9 protein-coding genes and 2 pseudogenes are annotated in these 8,604 nt (G+C 43.7%); 2 read left to right on the forward strand and 9 right to left on the reverse strand.

Going from position 1 to position 8,604, the window contains the following annotated elements:
- The 5 genes and pseudogenes from RIC07_RS28700 to uvrA all read right to left on the reverse strand — a co-directional run.
- Positions 1-291: pseudogene (locus RIC07_RS28700) on the reverse strand (hypothetical protein); the annotation flags it as partial.
- Positions 288-1,433 (reverse strand): PIN domain-containing protein, encoded by a 1,146-nt coding sequence (locus tag RIC07_RS28705; RefSeq protein ID WP_446397493.1) that lies wholly within the window; start codon positions 1,431-1,433, stop codon positions 288-290. The pseudogene RIC07_RS28700 and the gene RIC07_RS28705, both read right to left, overlap by 4 nt.
- A 105-nt stretch (positions 1,434-1,538) precedes the next feature.
- Positions 1,539-1,736: a hypothetical protein gene (locus RIC07_RS28710; RefSeq protein ID WP_446397494.1), complete on the reverse strand. Its 198-nt coding sequence runs from the start codon at positions 1,734-1,736 to the stop codon at positions 1,539-1,541.
- Positions 1,726-2,319 carry a zeta toxin family protein gene (locus RIC07_RS28715; protein WP_446397495.1) on the reverse strand — a complete coding sequence of 198 codons (594 nt, stop codon included), beginning with the start codon at positions 2,317-2,319 and terminating at the stop codon, positions 1,726-1,728. The genes RIC07_RS28710 and RIC07_RS28715 overlap by 11 nt, the downstream gene beginning before the upstream one ends.
- Before the next feature lie 27 nt (positions 2,320-2,346).
- Positions 2,347-5,304 (reverse strand): excinuclease ABC subunit UvrA, encoded by a 2,958-nt coding sequence (gene uvrA / locus RIC07_RS28720; RefSeq protein WP_446397496.1) that lies wholly within the window; start codon positions 5,302-5,304, stop codon positions 2,347-2,349.
- A gap of 334 nt (positions 5,305-5,638) precedes the next feature.
- Between uvrA and RIC07_RS28725 the strand changes: the two genes are divergently transcribed.
- Positions 5,639-5,869 carry a DUF433 domain-containing protein gene (locus RIC07_RS28725; RefSeq protein ID WP_446397497.1) on the forward strand — a complete coding sequence of 77 codons (231 nt, stop codon included), beginning with the start codon at positions 5,639-5,641 and terminating at the stop codon, positions 5,867-5,869.
- On the forward strand, positions 5,866-6,156 hold the full coding sequence (locus RIC07_RS28730; protein WP_446397498.1) for a DUF5615 family PIN-like protein: 291 nt from the start codon (positions 5,866-5,868) through the stop codon (positions 6,154-6,156). The genes RIC07_RS28725 and RIC07_RS28730 overlap by 4 nt, the downstream gene beginning before the upstream one ends.
- Before the next feature lie 331 nt (positions 6,157-6,487).
- Here RIC07_RS28730 and RIC07_RS28735 read toward each other — a convergent pair whose 3' ends face one another.
- From RIC07_RS28735 to RIC07_RS28750, 4 genes and pseudogenes are all read right to left on the reverse strand, one after another.
- Positions 6,488-6,988 (reverse strand): hypothetical protein, encoded by a 501-nt coding sequence (locus tag RIC07_RS28735; RefSeq protein ID WP_446397499.1) that lies wholly within the window; start codon positions 6,986-6,988, stop codon positions 6,488-6,490.
- 153 nt (positions 6,989-7,141) lie between these two features.
- Positions 7,142-7,413: pseudogene (locus tag RIC07_RS28740) on the reverse strand (DUF2442 domain-containing protein).
- A gap of 77 nt (positions 7,414-7,490) precedes the next feature.
- Entirely contained in the window at positions 7,491-7,796 is a 306-nt protein-coding gene (locus RIC07_RS28745) for a DUF2442 domain-containing protein (protein WP_446397500.1), read from the reverse strand.
- Between the two features lie 107 nt (positions 7,797-7,903).
- Entirely contained in the window at positions 7,904-8,200 is a 297-nt protein-coding gene (locus tag RIC07_RS28750) for a type II toxin-antitoxin system VapC family toxin (RefSeq protein WP_446397501.1), read from the reverse strand.
- Positions 8,201-8,604: the final 404 nt, after the last annotated feature.

An 8,604-nucleotide genomic window follows, 5' to 3' on the forward strand; every position in this document is an offset into this window, starting at 1 on the left:
ACGTTTACCCAACAGGATAGATCCTGTAGGGGCGGGTTTGACAGCCAACGTAACGGTTTTTGGGAATAACGTATCTAAACCCGCCCTCCTCTCCACCCCAATCGTGCAAAAAAATAACCCTACCCAGATGACAGGGAAAGACGCGATCGCACATTTATCTGACAATAACCTGAGTGTGAGATTTGCCCTGAAATTCAAATACCAGAGGACAAGATTCATCCCAGCTATGGAGATTCTCAGGATGCAAATCATCGTTATGCCAATCCCAGGGATTTTTTCGGATATAGTCACGAATAGCGGTCAAAGATTCTTCGCAATTCATCAATTAAAATTTTTTGGGGTTGAGACTGCTTGAATTGCTGTTGAATATCATCAGGCACAGCTATTGGTAGCTGATACTGCTTGAGTTGCTGTTGAATATCATCAAGCAAATTTTTTTGGCGCTGGTACTGATTGCTTCGCCATTGAATGTCACTAAGCTCACTATACGAAGAGCTAGTTTTGCGCTGCTTTTGTTCATCAATATCTTGATCTGTGTCATCTTGCAACCTAACCTCTCTAGCTTCTTCAATAGCTTCGGGTTGCTCAGTAAGTTTCAGGAAACTGCTAGCATACTCTAGAAATTTATCCCCTGTATATAAATAAAAATTAACCCCTGCCTTTTCAACCATTTCTTGCACTAACTCAGGTCGGACGCCAATTGTTTTCCCTTGATGCTTTAACCACCAATCTTCTTTTTGATCATCTGTTACAAATATCAAAGCTTTCTTCTGAGATTTGGCATAATCGATCAACTGATACCAAACGACAACATCTCCATATTTTTCAGGTTCATCTTTTTTATTCTTACCCCGGTCATCCATATATCCAGGAGGTTGATCCTTTTCAAAACGCTTTTTAGCATCTTTATAAATTTTATCCAACTCCTCATTTGAGTAAGGTTTTCCAACTTTACCCTCTAACAAATTAGTAAGCTTGTCCCTAAATTTATCATCATCCAATAAATCCGGATATTTTTCTCTTCCTTCCTCCAAAATTTTATACACTCGTTTATTAGCCCTTTCAATCGTTTGGATTATTTTTTTAGAATCAACACAATCAGTGAATGAGTGCCGTTTGCTATATTCTCCTAACTTTTTCTTAAGCTTTTCCAGTTCATCGTCCAGCAGTTTTCGTATTTCATCATAAGGTTGGGATTGCTGAGAGATTACCTTAAGACGTTCCTTTTGATACTCATACGCTACTTGATGAGGTATCCAGATTCGCTCTATCAGGTGTTCAATAATCTCAAAAAGCCTTTCTTTGGTTTCGGAACTATAACGATATATGTTCAATAGGATATTGGCATCGAAAGAAAAAATAGCTTCTTGCCAAATCTTCTTAAACTCTTCTTCGGATGTTGGTCTGTAGTAGCCAGGAAATAAATCACGCATATCTAGATACCTCTAGTTTAATTAGACAATCAAGTATAGCCATTTAATCTGATTCGCTAGAATAGCATTTACTGTATCAAATATTACCAGATACTTAACAGCAAATTACGGTTTATGTTTCTCTGCAAAAATTTCCTCTGGAGGTATCCAGACAACTTTACCATCACGCCAAATAGCCACTGGATTACCTGCTTGTTTGTGTTTTAACAAAGCATCTTGCACAGCTTTAGCCAATGCTTGGTTAATTTTTTCCCTGTCAGCCAAAAGTTCTGAAATTCTATCGTTCCCAAAATTATCTGCCATAATAGTCTTCCTCAATCTGTTGCCAAATTAGGGGTTGTGCAACATAAACACTACCTTCTCTTTCGCCAGCCGCTAAGAGACGGGGTACTTCCATACTGGCATTGTCGTAGAAAAACCAAGAATCTGCCAGGGGTCTGTACAATTGAAAAAAGTTACGGATACCTGCATGGTAACGACGCCGGATGGTTTCTTCCGGGACATCATGTCCGCCAAGGCTTACTCGTTCTTGCACACGAGCAATCGCTATCTCTGGACTGGGCAATCCCAGGAAAAATAGATGAAACCGATAACCGTTCTGACGCAAGTTAGCAATCCAAGGTGCAAAACTACGGCTGGCTAACGTGGTTTCAAAAGCAAAGTTAACTCGTGCGTTTGCCAATTGCTGTAATCGCTCTAGCATAATCCGTCCAGCGCGAAATGCGGCTCTTTCTGGTGCAAATGCGGATAATCCTTGGGCAATTGTATCAGCATTTACATATTCGGTGACACCGAGAGTTCCTTGAAGCAAAGCAGGAGCAGATGTTGATTTTCCTGCACCATTGGGTCCAGCGATTACAATTAGATGTGGATGTTCTTCAACCATTCAGTTACCAACTGACTAAACGATATCTCAAACATTACCAGTAACTGGCGGATACTGCTTCAACACCTCCTTTAAATACATCCCCGTATACGATTTTTCATTCTCCGCCACATCCTCCGGCGTTCCCACCGCAATCACTTCTCCGCCTTTATCGCCCCCTTCAGGACCTAAATCAATCACCCAATCGCTACAGCGAATCACATCTAAATTATGCTCAATCACTAACACCGAATTCCCTTTATCCACCAATCGCTGCAACACATTTAATAAATGATGGACATCATAAAACGATAATCCCGTTGTTGGTTCATCAATTAAATACAACGTCTTTCCTGTCGCCCGTCGCGATAACTCCGTCGCCAATTTCACCCGCTGCGCTTCGCCTCCGGATAAGGTGGGTGCAGGTTGTCCTAAATGTACATATCCTAAGCCTACATCCACGAGCGTTTGCAGACGATTCACCGCACGCGGGATATTCTTAAATACCTCTAACGCTTCCTCCACTGTCATATTTAAAACATCAGCAATTGAATATCCCTTATATTTCACCTGCAACGTTTCTCGGTTATATCTTGCGCCTTTACAAACCTCACATTGCACATAAACATCGGGGAGGAAATTCATTTCAATCACATTCACGCCCTGTCCGCCACAGGCTTCGCAGCGTCCCCCTTTAACGTTAAATGAAAACCGTCCGGCTTTATAGCCTCTGGCTTTGGCTTCGATGGTTTCAGCAAAAAGTCCGCGAATCACATCAAATACCCCCGTATAAGTGGCGGGATTAGAACGCGGGGTTCTACCAATTGGGGATTGATCAATCACAATCGCTTTATCGACGCCATTTAATCCCTTCACCTTACCTAACTCTTTGGGAAACGGTATCTTTCGACTCAGGTGATGTTGCAACGCCGGATAAAGAAGTTCATTCACTAACGTGGATTTCCCGGAACCGGAAACCCCAGTAATGCAAACCAACTTGCCCAAAGGAATCTCTAGATCGATATGTTTTAAATTATTGCGGTGGGCATTTTTTAGAACTAATGCTCGCCCATTACCTTCCCGCCGTTTTCCTGGTGTTTCAATTCTCTGACGTCCTGATAAATAGGCTCCCGTTAACGATGTTTCACTATTGAGTAATTCTGTGAAATTTCCCTGAACCACAATGTCGCCACCATGAATTCCAGCCTTCGGACCAATATCGATAATCCAGTCAGCCGTGCGAATGGTTTCTTCATCATGTTCAACGACAATTAAGGTATTCCCTAAATCCCGCAATTTCTGCAAGGTGGCTAATAACCGCCCATTATCCCGTTGATGTAAGCCAATACTCGGTTCATCTAACACGTATAAAACCCCTGTCAATCCTGCGCCAATCTGAGTCGCTAGCCGAATTCGTTGGGCTTCTCCTCCAGAAAGGGTCATCGCCGCCCGACCTAGAGTTAGATAATCTAAGCCGACATCTAAGAGAAATTGCAATCGAGCTTTAATTTCTTTGAGGGCGAGTTCGCCTATTTTGGCTTGACGGGATGAAAGTTGGAATTGGTCAATTCGTTGGCGACTTTCGCCAATGGAAACCTCTATTAAATCGGTAATCCGATACTGTCCTAGCCTTACCGCTAAGGTTTCTGGCTTTAATCGTTTCCCTTTACAAACTTCACAGGGTTGATCGACTAAATATTGCTCTAATTTCTGTTTATAAGTATCGGAACTGGTTTCATCATATTGCTTTTGCAGGATTGGAAGTACCCCTCGATAACGGCGGTAATCGTTAAATTCTTCGATCCAAATTGGATTATCCGCCCCATAGAGAATCACCTGTTTCTGTTCGGGGTTCAGTTTCTGCCAGGGTGTTCCCAGTTCAAAGCCATAAGCTTGTCCAATATTGTAAAGTAGGGACAAGTAATAGGAATTATCGCGTTCTGACCAAGGTGCGATCGCACAGTATATGGGTTGGCTGGGTTCGGGGACAACGAGTTCGGGGGAAAAGGTACGTAAATTACCTAATCCGTGACAGTGAGGACAAGCGCCATAGGGGGAGTTAAAGGAAAACAGTCTGGGAGATAATTCCTCCATAACAGCACCATGCTCTGGACAAGCAAAGTTTTCTGAAAAGACGATTTCTTTGGGGAGTTGTGGCTCGGAAGAGGTTGCATTTTCTTCGTCAGTGGGGAGAGAATTTGAGTCGGGTGGGACGGCAGTTGAATCATTTAATACCTGAATTACCGCAATTCCACTGCTAAGTTTGAGACAGGTTGCCAAGGAGTCGGTTAAACGTTCCTGGAGTCCCGGCTTTTTAATCAGGCGGTCAACCACTACTTCAATGGTGTGGGTATAATTTTTATCCAACTCAATTGGATCAGAAAGATTTTGGATCACGCCATCGACGCGGACGCGAACAAATCCTTCGGCGGCTAAACTGGAGAGTAGCTTTTTGTGTGTGCCTTTTTTACCCCGGACGACAGGGGCGAGGATATGGAACTTGGTGCGATCAGGGAGTTCCATAACGCGATCGCACATTTGGTCAATAGTTTGGGGGGCGATATTGCGATCGCAGATCGGACAGTGGGGTTCTCCAGCGCGACCAAATAATAGGCGCAGGTAGTCGTAAATCTCGGTAACTGTACCCACGGTGGAACGGGGATTATTGGAGGTGGATTTTTGGTCAATGGAGATCGCAGGGCTTAAGCCTTCAATGGCGTCTACATCGGGTTTATCGAGTTGTCCCAGGAATTGACGCGCATAAGCGCTGAGGGATTCGACGTAGCGGCGTTGTCCTTCGGCGAAGATGGTATCGAAGGCGAGAGAGGATTTACCGGAACCGGAGACACCTGTGAAGACGATTAAGCGATCGCGCGGGAGATCAAGGTTAATGTTTTTCAGGTTATGTTGTCTGGCACCCCGGATGCGGATGGTGTTTTGGCTGGGGGGTTGGTTTCCATTGAGAGATGGGGTAGGGTTGGAAGCAATTTTGGTCAGATCAGACATGAGGGCAATGGCGGGTAATAGTCCTTGATGATCTTAGCGTTGCCTCTGCCATTGGTTGTGAGGGGGCGTTGTTCTTGCTGTTCACGGTATGTAATGCCTCTGTAGGGGCGGGTTTCACGACTATCTTTTCGGTTGCACCCAGATGTGACTAAACCCGCCCCGACTTTCGTAGGTTTCTAGATTTCGGATGAGAAGTCGGGTTGTTGTTGGGGTTTTGTTCCTGGGAAGCGATGTGTTTTTTTAACGCAGAGGGGCGCAGAGGTTAACGCAGAGGGACGCAGAGGTTTTTTGGGCGATAGTATTTGAGATAATAATTTATAGTTGCGGTCAAGTTATGAGTTATAGAAATATCATCACCATCGAACCGGGTAAGCGTGGCGGGAAGCCTTGTATTAGACAAATGCGGATTACTGTGTATGATGTGTTGGGCTGGTTGGCGGCGGGGATGTCCCATGCAGAAATTTTAGATGATTTCCCGGAACTGACAGAGAAAGATATCCGAGCGTGTTTGGAATTTGCGGCTGATCGGGAACGTCGTATTATTGCTGTGGTACGTGATACTTGAAGCTATTGTTTGACCAAAACCTAAGCCGTAAACTGGTGACTCGGTTGGCAGATATTTTTCCAGATTCTAGTCATGTTCAATTTGAGGGTATGACTGAAGCCGATGACAGTGATATTTGGGAATTTGCCAAGGTTAAAGAGTTTTGTATTGTCACGCAGGATGCTGATTTTGCTGAGCGTAGCCGTCTTTATGGTTCACCCCCGAAAGTGCTTTGGTTACGCTGTGGTAATGCACCAACAACTAGGATAGAAGCAATGCTTCGTTCTGGTGCTGAGACAATTCAATAATTCATGAGGAATACCTTACTTGATTGTCTTGAACTTTACTAAGTTCCTGAACACAAATAAATTAAAAATAGACGTCTCACTCCAAAATTTTCTTTCCTGTCCTACTAGCTAGAATAGGAAGCAAGGATAGAGATAACAATCTCCCCATCCCCTGCTCACCTCACAACTTAAGTAGGTTGGTGGAAATAAACTTAACTAGATTAAGTTATGTAAATAAGTCTCAAATCTTTACTGTTCCCCGTTCCCTGTTCCCTGTTCCCTAATCTCCACCGCTAACTTTAATTGTGTCCACCTACTTATTCAGTAAGCCCTACCTAGTTCACCCACCAATTCAATTAGGCTTTGCCCAGTTTAGTTCTCCTTTTGCCAAATAAGCATCAGAGAGAGATTCTCCAAATCGTTTGTAGCTTGCCTCTTCAGCAACTTCCATGACAGCCCAAAGCATTTCTGGGCAAGCCCACTTCTTATGTAAGGTTGCAGCGTATATCCACCCAACAAAGCTTGTTGCACTTGAACACCGCTCCAAGTCAATTTCATACATATTCGTTTGATATTTACCGCTAGAGGAATGTAAATCAATCGTAATTGTTAGATTAGACTCCTTAAACCAAATACGCCACCATCTTTCATGAGCGTCAGGTTGCCAATGATAGGAGGGCTTAGAGCGTTTCGCCAGTTGTTCTCTGTCTGTAACTTCAACCAGTTCATCAAAAGTATACACACCCGATGCACTGCCCTCTATGTCTTCAAGATTAGCAGAACTAACAAACTCGACTTTCTTAACCCACCGTTCAATCGGACTATTAGCTAATTGGTCAGCAACTGAACTCATACCTCGCTAGTCTCCCTAAAAAATTTTACTTGTTTATATTTTAATTAGCGATTATGGGGACAGTCAAGATTATACCCAATATCTGATTAGATGTTGCCAACTCAAGTTGGGGAATTGTGGAGACTGCGAAGTGCGATGGCGTCAGAATTCATCTTAGCCATTAGCTAAGGATACTCTTGGAGCAGGCGCTCCCCTCAGCATTCCTTCTGTACTCAGATCCTCATCTATCTCTTCCCAGTGAATCCCATAACCTCCACCGCATATTTCCCATTTTTCCCGTTGTTCAGACGTAGCATTTATTATCTTGGATACCAAGTGAGAGGAACAGAAATTCCCCGCCCATCCATGAGATCTACAGTTATTGTTTCCGCTGTAAAGTAGACGTTTTTAACTCTCTCGTCAGCTCGAATCCCAAAAATACCCATACCACGCCTCCAACAGTGTTTGCTGATTTTATTGTACTATTGATTGTATTTTACGTAGTTCTTTAGCAGATTTGGTGTTAACTAGCAGAGGTACTGCGTGTAGCTAACCAACGCTCAAGTGATTGTTGACTTTCACCACTGCGTCTACCTGCCAATAATCCCTCAATTCCAATATGTTCGTCTAAATCAGTCCATTCGATCGCATAGCCATCACCTAGTAATTGCCAGTTTTGCCGTTCTGTGGGTGAAGCATACATCAAACGTGGATACCAAGCTAAGGGAACGCTGAGACTTCGACCATCAGCTAAGTCTACAATCAGCCGCTCATCAGTGACGCTAATTTGGTTAGCAATTGGTTCTATCTCAAGTGTCAAAGTAGTCATGCCAAGCATCCAACAACATAATTCTAGAGTAGATGATCTCTAGAATAGAATAATAAGTTAATATAGCGGCACTTAATCCTGACAATAGTATCCACAGTTCCCTTCCTTTACTTGTCGGTAATATTGGCTAACTCTCCAGGTGACATCACAGAAATTTCAGCGTTCACAAATCCAGAGACATCACGAGTAACGATCGCATCTACCCCGTAGGCTATTCCACAAGCATACTGCACCGCATCTTCAAAATCCTGAAAATTCAGTGCGATCGCCTGTTGTAAAATCTCTCTATTGACCGCGCAAATATGCAAGTCCATTAAAATTTGGGCAATTGCATCATTGGCGACTATTGCACCTGCTGCTTTTCGGATAATGTAATAGATATTAGTAACCGTTGTTGCGGCAATAAGCTGTTCGGCATTTAAACCTTAATGTCAATAATAAATAGCGAAATCCTTGGTGTGCGAGCATCTTGCCCGCTACTAATACCCAATTTAAATGCATGACAGCTTATGGACAGTTGAGGTCACGCGATCGCAAACCCCCAGCTATGGCAGGGTGATTTGACCCAACCACAAGTAAGAAGGGGGTTCTGACACCTTAGATATGGACAGTTGAGGTCATGCGATCGCAAACCCCCAGCTATGGCAGAGTGATTTGACCCAACCACAAGTAAGAAGGGGGTTCTGGCACCTTAGATATGGACAGTTGAGGTCATGCGATCGCAAACCCCCAGCTATGGCAGAGTGATTTGACCCAACCACAAGTAAGAAGGGGGTTCTGGCACCTTAGATATGGACAGTTGAGGTCA

It is taken from the genome of Coleofasciculus sp. E1-EBD-02, assembly GCF_040218245.1.
Classification (GTDB): domain Bacteria; phylum Cyanobacteriota; class Cyanobacteriia; order Cyanobacteriales; family Coleofasciculaceae; genus Coleofasciculus.

Bases quoted from the DNA above. Each gene is read 5' to 3' on its own strand.
- RIC07_RS28735 (WP_446397499.1), bottom strand. From the start codon at position 6,988: ATGAGTTCAGTTGCTGACCAATTAGCTAATAGTCCGATTGAACGGTGG.
- RIC07_RS28745 (WP_446397500.1), bottom strand. From the start codon at position 7,796: ATGACTACTTTGACACTTGAGATAGAACCAATTGCTAACCAAATTAGC.
- RIC07_RS28710 (WP_446397494.1), bottom strand. From the start codon at position 1,736: ATGGCAGATAATTTTGGGAACGATAGAATTTCAGAACTTTTGGCTGAC.
- RIC07_RS28725 (WP_446397497.1), top strand. From the start codon at position 5,639: ATGAGTTATAGAAATATCATCACCATCGAACCGGGTAAGCGTGGCGGG.
- RIC07_RS28715 (WP_446397495.1), bottom strand. From the start codon at position 2,319: ATGGTTGAAGAACATCCACATCTAATTGTAATCGCTGGACCCAATGGT.
- RIC07_RS28705 (WP_446397493.1), bottom strand. From the start codon at position 1,433: ATGCGTGATTTATTTCCTGGCTACTACAGACCAACATCCGAAGAAGAG.
- uvrA (WP_446397496.1), bottom strand. From the start codon at position 5,304: ATGTCTGATCTGACCAAAATTGCTTCCAACCCTACCCCATCTCTCAAT.